Annotated in this window: 14 protein-coding genes and 1 other RNA gene; 10 read left to right on the top strand and 5 right to left on the bottom strand. The window is 63.8% G+C overall.

Annotated features, from left to right (window positions below):
• Positions 1 to 904: DEAD/DEAH box helicase family protein (locus AC07VS_RS04250; RefSeq protein WP_494750277.1), on the bottom strand; the 904-nt coding region annotated here is incomplete at its 3' end.
• Positions 905 to 918: 14 nt separating this feature from the next.
• Here AC07VS_RS04250 and AC07VS_RS04245 point away from each other — a divergent pair.
• Positions 919 to 1,257, top strand: a complete 339-nt coding sequence (locus AC07VS_RS04245) for a hypothetical protein (RefSeq protein WP_492347019.1) — start codon at positions 919 to 921, stop codon at positions 1,255 to 1,257.
• On the opposite strand, the gene ssrA is transcribed toward AC07VS_RS04245, so the two are convergent.
• From ssrA to ompA, 4 genes are all read right to left on the bottom strand, one after another.
• Positions 1,236 to 1,612: a transfer-messenger RNA gene (gene ssrA / locus AC07VS_RS04240) on the bottom strand. The two genes, AC07VS_RS04245 and ssrA, sit on opposite strands and share 22 nt — an antisense overlap.
• Positions 1,613 to 1,625: 13 nt before the next feature.
• On the bottom strand, positions 1,626 to 2,297 hold the full coding sequence (locus AC07VS_RS04235; RefSeq protein ID WP_494750276.1) for an HAD family hydrolase: 672 nt from the start codon (positions 2,295 to 2,297) through the stop codon (positions 1,626 to 1,628).
• Between the two features lie 20 nt (positions 2,298 to 2,317).
• On the bottom strand, positions 2,318 to 3,052 hold the full coding sequence (gene ubiG / locus AC07VS_RS04230) for a bifunctional 2-polyprenyl-6-hydroxyphenol methylase/3-demethylubiquinol 3-O-methyltransferase UbiG (protein WP_494750275.1): 735 nt from the start codon (positions 3,050 to 3,052) through the stop codon (positions 2,318 to 2,320).
• A gap of 72 nt (positions 3,053 to 3,124) precedes the next feature.
• On the bottom strand, positions 3,125 to 3,778 hold the full coding sequence (gene ompA / locus AC07VS_RS04225) for an outer membrane protein OmpA (RefSeq protein ID WP_494750274.1): 654 nt from the start codon (positions 3,776 to 3,778) through the stop codon (positions 3,125 to 3,127).
• Between the two features lie 224 nt (positions 3,779 to 4,002).
• Between ompA and gyrA the strand changes: the two genes are divergently transcribed.
• The 9 genes from gyrA (at position 4,003) to lapB (ending at position 15,716) form a co-directional block, all read left to right on the top strand.
• Positions 4,003 to 6,657, top strand: a complete 2,655-nt coding sequence (gene gyrA / locus AC07VS_RS04220) for a DNA gyrase subunit A (protein ID WP_492347015.1) — start codon at positions 4,003 to 4,005, stop codon at positions 6,655 to 6,657.
• Between the two features lie 73 nt (positions 6,658 to 6,730).
• Positions 6,731 to 7,837, top strand: coding sequence for a 3-phosphoserine/phosphohydroxythreonine transaminase (gene serC, locus AC07VS_RS04215; RefSeq protein ID WP_494750273.1), 1,107 nt, complete (start codon positions 6,731 to 6,733; stop codon positions 7,835 to 7,837).
• Between the two features lie 25 nt (positions 7,838 to 7,862).
• A complete protein-coding gene (gene pheA, locus AC07VS_RS04210) occupies positions 7,863 to 8,969 on the top strand; it encodes a prephenate dehydratase (RefSeq protein WP_492347013.1) in 1,107 nt (368 codons plus the stop codon).
• 30 nt (positions 8,970 to 8,999) lie between these two features.
• A complete protein-coding gene (locus AC07VS_RS04205) occupies positions 9,000 to 9,878 on the top strand; it encodes a prephenate dehydrogenase (RefSeq protein WP_492347012.1) in 879 nt (292 codons plus the stop codon).
• The gene (locus AC07VS_RS04200) at positions 9,878 to 11,890 is read left to right on the top strand and encodes a bifunctional 3-phosphoshikimate 1-carboxyvinyltransferase/cytidylate kinase (protein ID WP_494750272.1); all 2,013 of its coding nucleotides are present in this window, start codon (positions 9,878 to 9,880) and stop codon (positions 11,888 to 11,890) included. The genes AC07VS_RS04205 and AC07VS_RS04200 overlap by 1 nt, the downstream gene beginning before the upstream one ends.
• 196 nt (positions 11,891 to 12,086) lie before the next feature.
• Positions 12,087 to 13,772, top strand: coding sequence for a 30S ribosomal protein S1 (rpsA, locus tag AC07VS_RS04195; protein WP_492347010.1), 1,686 nt, complete (start codon positions 12,087 to 12,089; stop codon positions 13,770 to 13,772).
• A gap of 79 nt (positions 13,773 to 13,851) precedes the next feature.
• Complete coding sequence (locus AC07VS_RS04190) at positions 13,852 to 14,160, top strand: integration host factor subunit beta (protein ID WP_027477601.1); 309 nt, start codon at positions 13,852 to 13,854, stop codon at positions 14,158 to 14,160.
• Positions 14,161 to 14,242: 82 nt separating this feature from the next.
• A complete protein-coding gene (locus AC07VS_RS04185; protein ID WP_492347009.1) occupies positions 14,243 to 14,569 on the top strand; it encodes a LapA family protein in 327 nt (108 codons plus the stop codon).
• Entirely contained in the window at positions 14,559 to 15,716 is a 1,158-nt protein-coding gene (gene lapB, locus AC07VS_RS04180) for a lipopolysaccharide assembly protein LapB (protein ID WP_494656495.1), read from the top strand. Before AC07VS_RS04185 ends, lapB begins: the two co-directional genes overlap by 11 nt.
• Positions 15,717 to 15,749 lie beyond the last annotated feature (33 nt).

The following is a 15,749-nucleotide window of genomic DNA, read 5'->3' as shown; positions in this document are numbered from 1 at the left end:
CCATCAGGTCAGGCATGACGCGCTGGAGCATCTGGCCTTCGGTTTCGAGGGTATTCAGTTCATCGCCGCCCCGGCCTTGCAGCAAGAGGCGCCCGCCTTTCGACAGCTCAATGCGCTCTCGCAGTTTGAACGCGTGGTAATTGGTGATGACGATCTTTGCCCGGTTCAGGTCATCCAGCATGTCGCTTGGTACGAGTTCCCGGCTGGCGTAGTAGCTCTCTGGATCGTTGGGCTGCAAGACGCGAAGACGATCCTTGATGGTCAAGCCGGGCGCAACAACGAGGAAGCCGCGCGTGAACTTCTTGCTGCCGGGTCGGCGCACAGCGTTGACGGTCTGCCACGCGATGATCATGGCCATCACCGTGGTCTTGCCCGCACCGGTCGCCAGCTTCAAGGCCAACCGCATCAGTTCCGGGTTGGCGTCGTTGTTGGCGTTGGCCAGATGGTCGAGAAAGGTCTGGCCGATCTTGCCGACTTGAGGGGCAACTTCGGTGAGCCAGATGATTGTTTCGGCAGCCTCTACTTGGCAAAAGAACGGACGGATGCTGCTGAACTGATGGTGGCGCCAGTGTTGCAGCAGACGCGCGGTTTCGGGCGTGACGCGCCAGTCGGCTGGGTTCTTGAGTGCACGCCATTTGTCCACCTCTTGCCGCACCGAGTTGATGACGGCAGTGTGGTCGTAGGCCTGCTTCTGCGTGGACAGCTCATCATCAAACAGCAGAGCGTCTTGCTTAGCGACGCCCTTTTGCTTCTTGGCCTTGGGGATCGGGGTAATGAACTCAGCGCGGCGGCGAGTCTCGACAATCTGCTGGGTTGGTTGCCCAGTACCGTCAAGCTCCCAATGGCGACCAGGATACCCGTACGGAGAGTTGAGAATTGGCTTCTCAAAAAACTGATTCGACATGCAGCTCCCGCTAATTGCCTAGCCTTGCAAAGATCACTAATGACCACTGCAAGGTTCAGCTTTATTTTTTTAAAAAGGTCAATTATGCGGCGGCAACGGACAGACTTGTTGCAAGCAGATGGCCCATATTCATGTCGCCACAGCATCGCCAGATGTGCAAGCTCATCCGCCGGAAGACAGCCGCTGCCCTCAACGGTAAAAAGATTCCCTTAACCTGCGCATGCAAAGAGGTTGTTGGAACCATGGCCATCACGCAACGACATGGGAAAGAGATGGCCCCAAAGAAAAAGGGCACTCACCAGATATTGATGAGCGCCCTTAGCCGTTATGTTGGTGGAGCTGGGGGGATTTGAACCCCCGTCCGCAAGCCTTCTTCGAACAGTTCTACATGTTTAGCGATCTGATTTGAGTCTCACACCCTGTACCGCGCAGTCGCACGCTGTACAAGACGCCAGCACCCTACTTTCTCGCCCCATGCCAAGGTACCCGACACAGAGCCAGCCAATGAAAATTACCCCACAGCCTGGACGCCTTGCGGCACCCTTGCCCAGCCCATTGGCCGACTGTTGTGAGGCTCACCGGTGTTTAAGCGGCGAGTGCGAAACGTTCGTCGTTTGCAGTTAGTTTTTTTCAGCTGTTTAACGAGGTGACTGAACCTCGACATGCCCTGCTGCGCGTCCGAACCCACGTCGAAACCAGTGCAGCCCCAGAGTTCTCTATTTTAGGCTGCGGGCAGCCATTGCAAGAGCTCGAGCGGAGATTTAATTTCGGCGTGGGCGCCCCACTGAGCGGTGTCGGTGCGCTGGCCCAGGTAGCCGTAGCAGGCGGCCACGGTGCCCATGCCGGCGGCCAGGCCGGCGATGATGTCGCGCTCGTCGTCACCCACGTACAGGCATTTTTCGGGGGGCACGCCCAGGCGGCGGGCGGCCTCGAACAGGGGCTCGGGGTGGGGTTTGGCGTGGGGGGTGGTGTCGCCGCTGACGATGGCCGAGGCCGTGCTGAACAGCGGCATGGCGCGGGTGAGCGGCTCAGTAAAGCGGGCCGACTTGTTGGTGACCACGCCCCAGCGCAGTTGGCGGCCCACCAGTTGGGCCAGCAGCTCGGGCACGCCATCAAAGATGGTGGTGGCCTGGGTCAGGCGGCTTTCGTAGTTTTGAAAGAACTCTTCGCGCAGGGCGGCAAAGTCGGGGTGGTCGGGGGTCACGCCAAAGGCCTCGCCCAGCATGCCGCGAGCCCCGGCGCCGGCCATGGGGCGGTAGCGCTCGTAGGGCAGCGAGGGCAGGCCACGGGCCAGGCGCATCTGGTCGGCGGCGGCGCCCAGGTCGGGGGCGCTGTCGATCAGGGTGCCGTCCAGGTCAAACAGAACGGCTTGGAGGGTGGGGTCAAACGACATGCAGGGGGCCTTCTTCTGCTTCAGGCGGCGGTGGAGCGGCGGGTCGAGACCATGTAGTTCACGCTGGTGTCGTCGTTCAGCCAGTACCGGCGGGTGAGCGGGTTGGAGCCCAGGCCGCGGGTTTGCTGCCAATCAAGGCCGGCGGCACGCGAGTAGGCGGCCAGCTCGCTGGGGCGCACCAGTTTGGCGTATTCGTGGGTGCCGCGGGGCAGCAGGTTCAGCACGTATTCGGCGCCCACAATGGCCAGCAAAAAGGCCTTGGCATTGCGGTTGATGCTGGAGAAGAACACATGCCCACCGGGCTTGACCAGGGTGGCGCAGGCTTGCACAACCGAAGCGGGGTCGGGCACGTGCTCCAGCATTTCCATGCAGGTGACCACGTCAAACTGGCCGGGTTGCTCCAGGGCCAGGGCTTCGGCGCTGATTTCTCGGTATTGCACGCCGGTGGTGCCGGCTTCGAGTGCGTGCAATTGGGCCACGCGCAGCGCCTTCGAGGCGAGGTCGATGCCCAGCACGTCGGCGCCTTTGCGGGCCATCGAATCCGACAGAATGCCGCCGCCGCAGCCGATGTCGACCACCTTGCGCCCGACCAGCGGGGCCTGGGCGTTGATCCAGTCCAGGCGCAGCGGGTTGAGCTGGTGCAGGGGGCGAAACTCGCTTTCGGGGTCCCACCAGCGGTGGGCCAGATCTGAAAACTTGGCCAGTTCGGCCGGGTCGGCATTGAGGGTGGGCGCGGAGGTCTGTGCTTCAGTCATGGGGCAATTGTGATTCAAGCAGACATAAAAAAAGCCCCGTTGCCGGGGCTTTTTGTTGTAACCCGGAGGGGATTACTTGGCGGCGCGGGTGCCAACCACTTCGATTTCCACGCGACGGTTCTTGGCGCGGCCTTCGGCGGTCTTGTTGTCAGCCACAGGCTGGCTCTTGCCCTTGCCTTCGGTGTACACGCGGTTCTTTTCGATGCCCTTGGACACCAGATAAGCCTTCACGGCTTCAGCGCGGCGAACCGACAGCTTCTGGTTGTAGGCCACCGAGCCCACCGAGTCGGTGTGACCGACGGCGATGATGACTTCCAGGTTGATGTCCTTGACCTTGCCGACCAGATCGTCCAGCTTAGCCTTGCCTTCAGCCTTCAGAACCGACTTGTCGAAGTCGAAGAAAGCGTCAGCAGCGTAGGTCACCTTGGTTGCAGCAACTGCGGCCGGAGCGGCAGCAGGAGCGGCAGCAGCAGGAGCGGCCGGAGCAGCTGCGGGGGCAGCAGCAGGAGCGGCAGCCGGAGCAGCCTTCGGAGCGATAGCGCCATCGCAACCAGCCACGGCAGTTGCCGGGGTCCAGTTGGCATCACGCCAGCACAGTTCGTTGGTGCCGTTCTTCCAGACGAGTTCGCCGGTGCCGTTTTTCCAGTTGTCGACGGTTTGAGCGCCAGCAGCGGTTGCAAGGGCAGCGGAGGCAAACAACATCGCCACTTTGTTCAGTTTCTTCATGGTTCTCCTCTTGGGGAAAAAGCCGCAGCCGCGCGGCAAATACGTACGCTTCCAGTGACCACCACCAAAAACGTTGTTTAAATTGTGCCACACCCGTTCGCCACGGCTCAGGGTCTGGCTCAAGCTGCGTGCAGGACAAGCGCGCAATATGCACGGTTTGTTGCTAGTTCGCGACAGGGCGTTGCCCGTAAAATGAGCCTTTCCTGCCGCAAACACCACCTCTCATGACCCAGTTCGCCAAAGAAACTCTGCCCATCAGTCTCGAAGAGGAAATGCGGCGCAGCTACCTCGATTACGCGATGAGCGTGATTGTGGGGCGTGCGCTGCCCGATGCCCGAGACGGCTTGAAGCCAGTTCACCGGCGCGTGCTTTTTGCCATGCACGAGTTGAACAACGACTGGAACCGGCCCTACAAGAAGTCGGCGCGTATCGTGGGCGACGTGATCGGTAAATACCACCCGCACGGTGACAGCGCGGTGTACGACACCATTGTGCGCATGGCCCAGGATTTTTCCTTGCGCCATATGTTGGTGGATGGTCAAGGTAATTTTGGATCGGTGGACGGCGACAACGCGGCAGCGATGCGGTACACCGAAATCCGCCTGGCCAAGATCGCCCACGAGATGCTGGCTGACATCGACAAGGAAACCGTCGATTTCGGGCCCAATTACGACGGCAGCGAAAAAGAACCCCTGGTGCTGCCCAGCCGCTTGCCCAATCTGCTGGTGAACGGCTCGGCCGGTATCGCGGTGGGCATGGCGACCAACATCCCGCCGCACAACCTCAATGAGGTGGTGGATGCCTGCCTGCACATGCTGCGCCACCCCGAGACCACGGTGGATGACCTGATGGAGATCATCCCGGCGCCTGACTTCCCAACGGCCGGCATTATTTACGGCATCAACGGCGTCAAGGACGGCTACCGCACCGGGCGTGGCAAGGTGGTGATGCGCGCGCGCTGCCACTTTGAAGACATCGACCGCGGCCAGCGCCAGGCCATCATCGTGGACGAGCTGCCCTACCAGGTGAACAAGAAGACTCTGCAAGAGCGCATGGCCGAGCTGGTTCACGAAAAGAAGATCGAGGGCATCAGCCACATCCAGGATGAGTCGGACAAATCAGGCATGCGCCTGGTGATCGAGCTCAAGCGCGGTGAAGTGCCCGAGGTGGTGCTGAACAACCTGTACAAACAGACCCAGCTGCAGGATACCTTCGGCATGAACATGGTGGCCCTGATCGATGGCCAGCCCAAGCTCTGCAACCTGAAGGACCTGATCGAGGTCTTCCTGCAGCACCGCCGCGAGGTGGTGACACGCCGCACGATCTTCAACCTGCGCAAGGCCCGCGAGCGCGGCCATGTGCTGGAAGGCCTGGCCGTAGCGCTGGCCAACATTGACGATTTCATCGCCATCATCCGCAACGCCCCCACCCCGCCGGTGGCCAAGGCCGAGCTGATGCTCAAGAGCTGGGACAGCAAGCTGGTGCGCGAGATGCTGACCCGTACCCGTGCCGATGGTGGCGTGGTCAACGCCGACGACTACCGCCCCGACGGCCTGGAGCTGCAGTTCGGCATGCAGGCCGACGGCCTGTACCGCCTCTCTGAAACCCAGGCCCAAGAGATTCTGCAGATGCGACTGCAGCGCCTGACCGGCCTGGAGCAGGACAAGATCGTGGCCGAGTACAAGGACGTGATGGCCGAGATCGATGATTTCCTCGACATCCTGTCCAAGCCCGAGCGCGTGTCGACCATCATCGGCGACGAACTGAGCGTGGTGAAGACCGAGTTCGGCCAGACCAAGCTGGGCGCCCGCCGCAGCGAGATCGAGCACAGCGCCCAAGACCTGAGCACCGAAGACCTGATCACGCCCACCGACATGGTGGTCACGCTCAGCCACAGCGGCTACATCAAGAGCCAGCCGCTGTCCGAGTACCGCTCGCAAAAGCGGGGGGGCCGCGGCAAGCAGGCCACCGCCACCAAGGAAGACGACTGGATTGACCAGCTCTTCATTGCCAACACGCACGACTACATCCTGTGCTTCTCCAACCGCGGCCGCATGTACTGGCTCAAGGTGTGGGAGGTGCCGGCCGGTTCGCGCGGCTCGCGTGGCCGCCCGATCGTCAACATGTTCCCGCTGGCCGAAGGCGAAAAGATCAACGTGGTGCTGCCGCTGACCGGTGAAAACCGCAGCTTCCCGGCCGATCACTTCATCTTCATGGCCACCAGCATGGGCACCGTGAAGAAGACCCCGCTGGACGAGTTCAGCAACCCGCGCAAGGGCGGCATCATTGCCGTGAACCTGGACGAGGGCGATTTTCTGATCGGTGCTGCGCTGACCGACGGCAAGCACGACGTGATGCTGTTCAGCGACGGCGGCAAGGCGGTGCGCTTTGACGAAAACGACGTGCGCCAGATGGGCCGTCAGACGCGCGGCGTGCGCGGCATGATGCTCGAAGAACACCAGCGCGTGATCGCCATGCTGGTGGCCGAAGACGAGCAGCAAAGCGTGCTCACCGCCACCGAAAACGGTTACGGCAAGCGCACCTCGATCACCGAGTACACCCGCCACGGTCGCGGCACCAAGGGCATGATTGCCATCCAGCAAAGCGAGCGCAACGGCAAGGTGGTGGCCGCCACGCTGGTGCATGCCGATGACGAGATCATGCTGATCACCGACAAGGGCGTGCTGGTGCGCACCCGCGTGGGTGAGATCCGCGAACTGGGCCGTGCCACCCAAGGCGTGACCCTGATCGCGCTGGACGAAGGCTCACGCCTGTCCGGCCTGCAGCGCATTGTTGAAAACGATGCCAATGCCCCGGCAGCCGATGGCGCAGACAGTGCCGACGGCGAAGAGGGTACTGAGCCCACCGGCGAGGCCTGACCCGCAAGCGCCTTTTGATGCCCACCCGCCGGGGCCCGCTGGGCCCCGGGTCTTTTTGTTACAGGTTCTGTTCATGACGCGTCCCTACAATTTCTCGGCCGGCCCGGCCGCGATCCCCGAAGAGGTGCTGCAGCAAGCTGCCGCCGAAATGCTCGACTGGCACGGCAGCGGCATGAGCGTCATGGAGATGAGCCACCGCGGCAAAGAGTTCATCAGCATCTACGAACAGGCCGAAGCCGACCTGCGCGAGCTGCTGGCGGTGCCGGCGAACTTCAAGATCCTGTTCATGCAGGGCGGTGGCCTGGCTGAGAACGCCATCGTGCCGCTGAACCTGTCGCGCGGCGAATCGGCTGATTTTGTGGTGACCGGCACCTGGAGCGACAAAAGCCAGAAAGAAGCGGGCAAGTACTGCGAGGTGCACATTGCCGCCAGCAACCAGGCCGACGGCCACACCAGCCTGCCGGCCCCGGCCAGCTGGCAGCTCAGCAAGGCGCCGCGTTATGTGCACCTGTGCAGCAACGAGACCATCCACGGCGTGGAGTTTCAAGAGCTGCCCGATCTGAAGGCCCTGGGCTGCGACGCCCCGCTGGTGATCGATTTCTCGTCGCACGTGGCGTCGCGCCCGGTCGACTGGAGCCGCGTGGGCATGGCCTTTGGCGGCGCACAGAAGAACATCGGCCCCGCCGGCCTGACCCTGGTGGTGGTGCGCGAAGACCTGCTGGGCCATGCGCTCAAGGCCTGCCCGAGCGCTTTTGACTACAAGTTGGTGGCCGACAACCAGTCGATGTACAACACGCCACCCACCTACGGCATCTACATCGCCGGCCTGACCTTCCAATGGCTCAAGCGCCAGACCGAAGCCGGCCTGAGCGGCGTGGCCGCCATGGAGGCCCGCAACAAGGCCAAGGCCGACCTGCTGTACGGCTTCCTCGACCAGTCGCAGCTCTACACCAACCCGGTGGCCCTCGAAGGCCGCTCGCGCATGAACGTGCCTTTCCGCCTGCGCGACGAATCACTGAACGACGCCTTCCTGGCCGGCGCCAAGGCACGCGGGCTGCTGCAGCTCAAGGGCCACAAGTCGGTGGGCGGCATGCGGGCCAGCATCTACAACGCCATGCCGCTGGCCGGCGTGCAGGCGCTGGTCGACTACCTGCGCGAATTCGAAAAAACCAAGGCCTGAGCGCCCCAAGCCCAGAGACACCGTCATGACCCAGCCCTCCAACGCCCCTTTGCCCACCCTGGGCGAGTTGCGCGTCCAGATCGACTCGCTCGACCAGCAACTGCTCAGCCTGCTCAACCAGCGTGCCCATGTGGCCGAACAGGTGGGCGAGGTCAAGAAGCGCGAAGGCACGCCCTTCTTCCGCCCCGACCGCGTGGCCCAGGTGATCGAAAAGATCAAGACCGCCAACCCCGGCCCGCTCAAGGATGAGCATGTGGCCGCCATCTGGCGCGAGATCATGTCGGCCTGCCTGGCCCTGGAGTCACCGCAGCGCGTGGCCGTGCTGGGCCCTGCCGGCACCTTTTGCGAGCAGGCCGCCATCGAGTTCTTTGGCGGTGCTGCCGACCTGATGTACTGCGCCAACTTTGACGAGGTGTTCCACGCCACGGCCGCGGGCAGCGCCCAGTACGGCGTGGTGGGGGTCGAAAACTCGGTCGAAGGCGTGGTCACCCGCTCGCTCGACCTGTTCCTGCACACCCCCACCCATGTGATCGGCGAGGTCAGCCTGCTGGTGCGGCACAACCTGCTGCGCCAGAGCGCCTCGCTCGATGGCATCGAAGCCGTGCTGGCCCACCCGCAGGCTCTGGCGCAGTGCCAGGCCTGGCTGTCCAAGCACCTGCCCCATGCCGAACGCCGCCCGGTGTCCAGCAACGCCGAGGGCGCCCGCCTGGCGGCCACCAACCCGGCCTGGGCCGGCCTGGCCAGCGAGCGCGCCGCCACCCTGTTCGGCCTGCACATCGTGGCCCACGCCATCCAGGACGAGGCCTACAACCGCACGCGCTTTGCCGTGATCGCCTTGCCGCAGACCCTGGCCACCCCACCTGCCACGGGCCGCGACTGCACCAGCCTGGTGGTTTCGGTGCCCAACCGGCCCGGCGCAGTGCACGACCTGCTGGTGCCGCTGAAGACCCATGGCGTGTCGATGACCCGCTTTGAATCGCGCCCGGCACGCACCGGCCACTGGGAGTACTACTTCTACATCGACCTCGATGGCCACCCCTCGCAACCCAACGTGGCCAAGGCCCTCGAAGAGTTGAGCGGCCTGTGCGCCTTCTACAAGGTGCTGGGCTCCTACCCCGTCGGGGCTGCCTGATGACGCCCACACCCCACACCGGAGCAGGCCATGTTTGAGCAACTGGGCTTGATCGGCTGCGGCCTGATGGGCGGCTCGTTTGCGCTGGCCCTCAAGCGTGCAGGCCTGGTCAAGCGGGTGGTGGGCTACAGCAAGTCGCCCTCCACCACCGAAAAAGCCCGCCAGATGGGCGTGATCGACCTGGCCGCACCCTCGGCACTGCTGGCCGTGGCCGGGGCCGACATCGTGATCGTGGCGGTGCCGGTGTCGGCCACCGAGGCCACGCTCAAGGCCATCAAGCACCTGGTCACGCCCGACATGCTGATCATGGACGTGGGCTCCACCAAGACCGACGTGGTGCAGGCGGCCCGCACGGCCTTGCGCGACCAGATCGGCTCGTTTGTGCCGGCCCACCCGATTGCGGGCAAAGAGGTGTCGGGCATCGAGCATGCCGATGCCGACCTGTACAAAGGCCGCCAGGTCATCCTGACCCCGCTCGAAAAAACGCTGACGGCCCACCTTCAAAAGGCCGCCACGGTGTGGACGGCGATCGGCTCGCAGGTGATCCACATGTCGCCCGAGCAGCACGATGCCGCCTTTGCGGCGGTCAGCCATCTGCCCCACCTGCTGGCGTTTGCCTACATCAACGGCATTGCCAACCAGCCGACGGGTGACGATTTTCTGGCCTTGGGTGGCCCCGGGTTCCGGGATTTCACCCGCATTGCGGCCAGCGACCCCAAGGTGTGGCGCGACATCCTGCGCTCCAACCGGCAAGAGCTGTTGACCCAGATGCGCCACTTCAAGGCCGCACTGGCCGAGTTTGAAGCCCAACTTGAAGCCGATCAGGGCCCCGCCCTGGAATCCCTCATCGACCGCGCCAGCCAGGTCCGTGCCCAATGGCGCCTGGCAGCCCCCCGCACCGCCAAATAATGTTCAGCACCGAATTCCTCGACCTGCCCCCGCTCGCCAGTGCTGGCGGCGCCGTCACCCTTCCCGGCTCGAAAAGCATCTCCAACCGCGTGCTGCTGCTGGCGGCCCTGAGTGCGGGCACCACGCGCATCCATGATCTGCTCGATTCGGACGACACCCGCGTGATGCTCGATGCGCTGCGCACCCTGGGCTGCGGCCTGCGCCAGCAAGGCAGCGTGCTCGAGATCGACGGCCTGGGCGGGCAACTGGGTCAACGCCAGGCCAAACTCTTCATGGGCAATGCCGGCACCGCCATGCGCCCGCTCACGGCCGCGCTGGCCCTGCTGGGCGGCGACTTTGAGCTGAGCGGCGTGAAACGCATGCACGAGCGCCCGATCGGCGACCTGGTCGACGCCCTGCGCCAGCTCGGCTGCCAGATCGACTACACCGGCAATGAGGGCTACCCCCCGCTGCACATCCACCCGCCCAAGCTACAGCTTGACCAGCCCATCCCCGTGCGAGGCGATGTGTCCAGCCAGTTCCTCACGGCCCTGCTGATGGCCCTGCCGCTGGCGGCCACGCAGGACATCGTGATCGAGGTGGTGGGCGAGCTGATCAGCAAGCCCTACATCGAGATCACGCTCAACCTGCTGCAACGTTTCGGCATCCAGGTGCAGCGCGAGGGCTGGGCCCGCTTCACGATCCCGGCGGGCAGCCGCTACCAGTCGCCCGGTGACATCCACGTCGAAGCCGATGCTTCTTCGGCCAGCTATTTTGTGGCGCTGGGCGCCCTGGCCCAGCCCCATCAGGTGGGCGGCAAGGTGCGTATCCAGGGCGTGGGGCTGGACTCAATCCAGGGTGATATCCGCTTTGTGGAGGCGGCGCGCCTGATGGGCGCCCAGGTGGATGGCGGGGCCAACTGGCTGGAGATCTCGCGCCAACACTGGCCGCTGAAGGGCATCGACCTCGACTGCAATCACATCCCCGACGCTGCCATGACACTGGCCGTGATGGCCTTGTATGCCGACGCCCCCACCACCTTGCGCAACATCGCGAGCTGGCGTGTCAAGGAAACCGACCGCATCGCCGCCATGGCAGCCGAACTGGGCAAGCTGGGCGCCACGGTTGAAGAAGGCCCCGACTGGTTGCGCGTGCACCCGCTGCCTGCAGGCCAATGGCGCAGCGCCAGCATCCACACCTACGACGACCACCGCGTGGCCATGTGCTTCTCGCTGGCGGCCTTCAACCCCGATGGCGTGAGCGTGCGCATCGAAGACCCCAAATGCGTCGCCAAGACCTTCCCGGACTATTTCGAAGCCTTGTTCGGCCTGGTCAACACCCCGGCTCAACGCATTCCGGTGATCTGCATCGACGGCCCGACGGCCTCGGGCAAGGGCACCGTGGCGGCGGCGGTGGCCGCCCGCCTGGGCTACCACTTTCTGGATTCGGGGGCCATGTACCGCATCACCGCGCTGGCCGCGCTGCGCGCCGGCCTGACCATCAGCACCGAGCACGAAACAGCGATTGCCGAGCTGGCCCGCACCCTGCCGGTGCGCTTTGACGATGGCAAGGTGTGGCTCGGCAACGACGATGTGACCGAAGCCATCCGCACCGAAGAAGCCGGCATGAACGCCTCCAAGGTCTCGGCCCTGCCCGCAGTGCGCCTGGCCCTGGTGGACCTGCAGCACAGCTTCCGCGCCCTGCCGGGTCTGGTGGCTGACGGCCGCGACATGGGCACGGTGATCTTTCCAGACGCCCCCTACAAGCTCTACATGACGGCCAGCGCGGCCTGCCGCGCCGAGCGCCGCTACAAGCAATTGATTTCAAAAGGGATCTCTGCTAATCTCAGCGAGTTGCGCGCGGACCTCGAAGCCCGTGACGCCCGGGATCAAAACCGGGCCGTTGCGCCCTTGAAGCCCGCGCCTGATGCGCAGTTGCTCGACAACTCCGAGTTGACCATCGAAGAATCGGTGTCTCAGGTGTTGAAAGGCTGGCTGCAACGCCAGGCCATCGGCCCCACAGCCGCCACCTGAGCAAAACCGAGCCGTGCGATTGTCATTGTCATAGCACGGCCGGTGAAGGCCCCCACAGCCCCCTTCGCGCGTCAGCGCACAGGCGGTGGGGTTCGTCAACGTAACCCGCGGGTCAGCCCGCAAAAAACCGCCGCAATCAGCCCCTAGCGATGGCAATGGTGCCTTCGCATTTCCTGCTTGCGGACTAGGAAATTTCATGTCTGAATCTTTTGCCGCCCTTTTTGAAGAATCTCTGCAACGCTCTGAAATGCGTGCAGGCGAAGTCATTACCGCCGAAGTCGTGCGCATCGAGCACAGCTTCGTGGTCGTGAACGCTGGCCTCAAGTCGGAAGCCTATGTGCCTCTGGAAGAGTTCAAGAACGACAAGGGCGAAGTCGAAGTCCAAGTGGGTGACTTCGTGTCGGTGGCCATCGACGCCATCGAAAACGGCTACGGCGACACCATCCTGTCGCGCGACAAGGCCAAGCGTCTGGCCTCGTGGCTGGCCCTGGAAAAGGCCCTGGAATCCGGCGAATTCGTCACCGGTACCACCAGCGGCAAGGTCAAGGGCGGTCTGACCGTCCTGGTCAACGGCATCCGCGCCTTCCTGCCGGGTTCGCTGATCGACACCCGTCCGATCAAGGACCTGTCGCCCTTCGAAAACAAGACCCTGGAATTCAAGGTCATCAAGCTGGATCGCAAGCGCAACAACGTCGTGCTGTCGCGCCGTGCCGTGGTCGAAGCCTCGATGGGCGAAGAGCGCGCCAAGCTGATGGAAACCCTGAAAGAAGGCTCCATCGTCAATGGCGTGGTCAAGAACATCACCGAATACGGTGCATTCGTTGACCTGGGCGGCATCGACGGTCTGCTGCACATCACAGACATGGCATGGCGCCGTGTCCGCCACCCGAGCGAAGTGGTGCAAGCTGGCCAAGAGATCACTGCCAAGATCCTCAAGTTCGACACCGAAAAGAACCGCGTGTCCCTGGGCCTCAAGCAAATGGGCGACGATCCTTGGATGGGCGTCAACCGTCGCTACCCGCAAGGCACTCGCCTGTTCGGCAAGATCACCAACATCGCCGACTACGGCGCGTTTGTTGAACTCGAACCCGGCATCGAAGGCCTGGTGCACGTCTCCGAAATGGACTGGACCAACAAGAACATCGCCCCCAGCAAGCTGGTCACCCTGGGCGACGAAGTCGAAGTCATGGTTCTGGAAATCGACGAAGACAAGCGCCGCATCAGCCTGGGCATGAAGCAGTGCAAGGCCAACCCGTGGCAAGAGTTCGCGCAAAACACCAAGCGCGGCGACCGCGTCAAGGGCCCGATCAAGTCGATCACCGACTTCGGCGTGTTCGTGGGTCTGGCTGCCGGCATCGACGGCCTGGTTCACCTGTCCGACCTGTCGTGGAACGAAGCTGGCGAAGCCGCTGTCCGCAACTACAAGAAGGGCCAAGAAGTCGAAGCCATCGTGTTGGCCGTGGACGTGGACCGCGAACGCATCTCCCTGGGCATCAAGCAGCTCGACTCCGACCCGTTCACCACCTTCGTGACCGTGAACGACAAGGGCCAGACCGTGACCGGCAAGGTCAAGACGGTTGATGCCCGTGGCGCTGAAATCGATCTGGGCGAAGACATCGTCGGCTACCTGCGCGTCAGCGAAATCTCGCGTGACCGCGTGGAAGACGCTCGCAACGTGCTGAAGGAAGGCGACGAAGTGACCGCTGTGGTGGTGAACGTGGATCGCAAGACCCGCAACATCCAGCTGTCGATCAAGGCCAAGGACGCTGCTGACCAGCAAGAAGCCATGGCTTCGCTGAGCCAGCAATCGGCCCGCGAAAGCGCCGGCACCACCAGCCTGGGCGCTCTGCTGCGCGCCAAGCTGGACGGCGGCAACAACTGATCCTGACGGATCAGCCGGCCCCGGGGCCGGTTTTGCACATGTTGCAAAACCGGCCCTTTTTCTTTTTCAGACTGAACCCATGACCCGATCCGACCTTGTTGAAGAGCTGGCCAACCGGTTCAGCCAATTGACACACCGGGACGCCGAACACGCCGTCAAGACCATTCTTGACGCCCTGGGCGATGCACTGGTGCGTGGCCACCGGATCGAGATCCGTGGCTTCGGCAGCTTCTCGATCAACCACCGCCCGCCCCGCATGGGTCGCAACCCGCGCAGCGGCGAAAGCGTGGCCATCCCGAGCAAGCGCGTGCCCCACTTCAAGCCGGGCAAGGCCCTGCGTGAGGCCGTGGACAAGCGCACCGAGGAACTGGGCCAAGAGCCCAAGTGACCCGAAGTGATGCCCCGACGATGCAGCAAGGCCTGCATGCCGGTCATCCCTCGTTAGAATCTCCTCGTCACTGAGGAGATGAATGAAATACCTCATGTGGCTGCTCAAGGCAGCCATTTTTTTTACCCTGTTTGCCTTCGCGCTGAACAACCAGCAAGACGCAACCGTCCACTTCTTCTTCGGCACCCAATGGCGGGCGCCGCTGGTTCTGGTGGTACTGTCCGCCTTCACGCTGGGTGTGGTGGCGGGCGTGCTGGGCATGGTGCCCCGATGGTGGAAACACCGCAGTGCCGCACGCAAGCACCAGGATCAAACCGCCCAACAGCCGGCCGCCCAGGCAGCCCCTCCTCAAGCCCCGGTGGCCCCCCCACCCTCTGTCGACGAGCACGAACCCCCTCATGGAATTTGATCTCAGCTGGCTCTTGCTGGGCCTGCCGCTGGCCTTTGTGCTGGGATGGGGCGCCTCACGCTTCGATATCCGCCAATTGCGCCTGGAAAACCGCCAGGCGCCCAAAGCCTATTTCAAGGGCCTGAACTTTCTGCTGAACGAGCAACAGGATCAAGCCATCGACGCCTTCATCGAAGCCGTCCAAAACGATCCGGACACCTCGGAGCTGCACTTTGCCCTAGGCAACCTGTTCAGGCGGCGTGGCGAGTACGAACGCGCCGTGCGCGTGCACGAGCACCTGCTCAGCCGCGCCGACCTGAGTCGCACCGACCGTGAGCGTGCTCAGCACGCGCTGGCCCTCGACTTCCTGAAAGCCGGCCTGCTGGACCGTGCCGAAGCGGCGCTGCACAAGCTGGAGGGCACCCCTTTCGAGAGCCAGGCCCGCCTGGCCCTGCTGGCCATCTGCGAACGCTCGCGCGACTGGCCCCAGGCTGCCGGCATTGCCCAGCGCATGGACCAGGCTGGCCAAGGTCGCTTCAATGCCCGCCAGGCCCATTACCTGTGTGAGCAGGCCCTCAGCCTGGTGGCGCAACAGGATGTGCCGGGCGCGCTGGAACGCTTGGCGGAAGCCCGCACCACAGCCCCCGAGGCCCCGCGCGCCTACATCGAAACGGCCCGCCTGCAGGCCCTGCAAGGCCAGCACAGCGACGCCTGCGACACCTTGCAGCACATGGCCCGCGTGGCCCCCAGCCACCTCTCGCTGGCAGCGCCCCTGTGGGCTGACTGCGCCCAGGCCGCCAAGCGCGGCCCGGAAACCCTGGCCCAGCTCGACGCCATCTACCAGGAACACCCCTCACTGGACCTGCTGGAAGCGCTGGTCACCCTGAGCCAGGCCCAGGGCGTACCAAGTGAAGTGGCCCGCGAGCGCTACGTGCAACACTTGGACAAAGAGCCCTCACTGGTGGCCGCCGCGCGATGGCTGGCCGGGGAGCAGCTCAGCCACGAACAGTTCCACCCCCAGGTGCAACGCGCCCTCGACCACGCGGCCAAGCCGCTGGTCCGCTACCGCTGCGCGGCATGCGGCTTTGAAGCCAAGCAGTACTTCTGGCAATGCCCGGGCTGCCAATCATGGGACAGCTACCCGGCCCAGCGGGTCGAGGAACTGTGAGCTGAGTGTCCACTCGGGCGTTGTCTGAAAGAC

The organism is Curvibacter sp. GW821-FHT01G03, assembly GCF_059422285.1.
This window is presented reverse-complemented; position numbering and strand designations above follow the sequence as displayed.

Excerpts from the sequence above, each read along its gene's own strand:
- AC07VS_RS04235 (WP_494750276.1), bottom strand. The coding sequence starts at position 2,297 with ATGTCGTTTGACCCCACCCTCCAAGCCGTTCTGTTTGACCTGGACGGC.
- ubiG (WP_494750275.1), bottom strand. The coding sequence starts at position 3,052 with ATGACTGAAGCACAGACCTCCGCGCCCACCCTCAATGCCGACCCGGCC.
- ompA (WP_494750274.1), bottom strand. The coding sequence starts at position 3,778 with ATGAAGAAACTGAACAAAGTGGCGATGTTGTTTGCCTCCGCTGCCCTT.
- gyrA (WP_492347015.1), top strand. The coding sequence starts at position 4,003 with ATGACCCAGTTCGCCAAAGAAACTCTGCCCATCAGTCTCGAAGAGGAA.
- serC (WP_494750273.1), top strand. The coding sequence starts at position 6,731 with ATGACGCGTCCCTACAATTTCTCGGCCGGCCCGGCCGCGATCCCCGAA.
- pheA (WP_492347013.1), top strand. The coding sequence starts at position 7,863 with ATGACCCAGCCCTCCAACGCCCCTTTGCCCACCCTGGGCGAGTTGCGC.
- AC07VS_RS04205 (WP_492347012.1), top strand. The coding sequence starts at position 9,000 with ATGTTTGAGCAACTGGGCTTGATCGGCTGCGGCCTGATGGGCGGCTCG.
- AC07VS_RS04200 (WP_494750272.1), top strand. The coding sequence starts at position 9,878 with ATGTTCAGCACCGAATTCCTCGACCTGCCCCCGCTCGCCAGTGCTGGC.
- rpsA (WP_492347010.1), top strand. The coding sequence starts at position 12,087 with ATGTCTGAATCTTTTGCCGCCCTTTTTGAAGAATCTCTGCAACGCTCT.
- AC07VS_RS04190 (WP_027477601.1), top strand. The coding sequence starts at position 13,852 with ATGACCCGATCCGACCTTGTTGAAGAGCTGGCCAACCGGTTCAGCCAA.
- AC07VS_RS04185 (WP_492347009.1), top strand. The coding sequence starts at position 14,243 with ATGAAATACCTCATGTGGCTGCTCAAGGCAGCCATTTTTTTTACCCTG.
- lapB (WP_494656495.1), top strand. The coding sequence starts at position 14,559 with ATGGAATTTGATCTCAGCTGGCTCTTGCTGGGCCTGCCGCTGGCCTTT.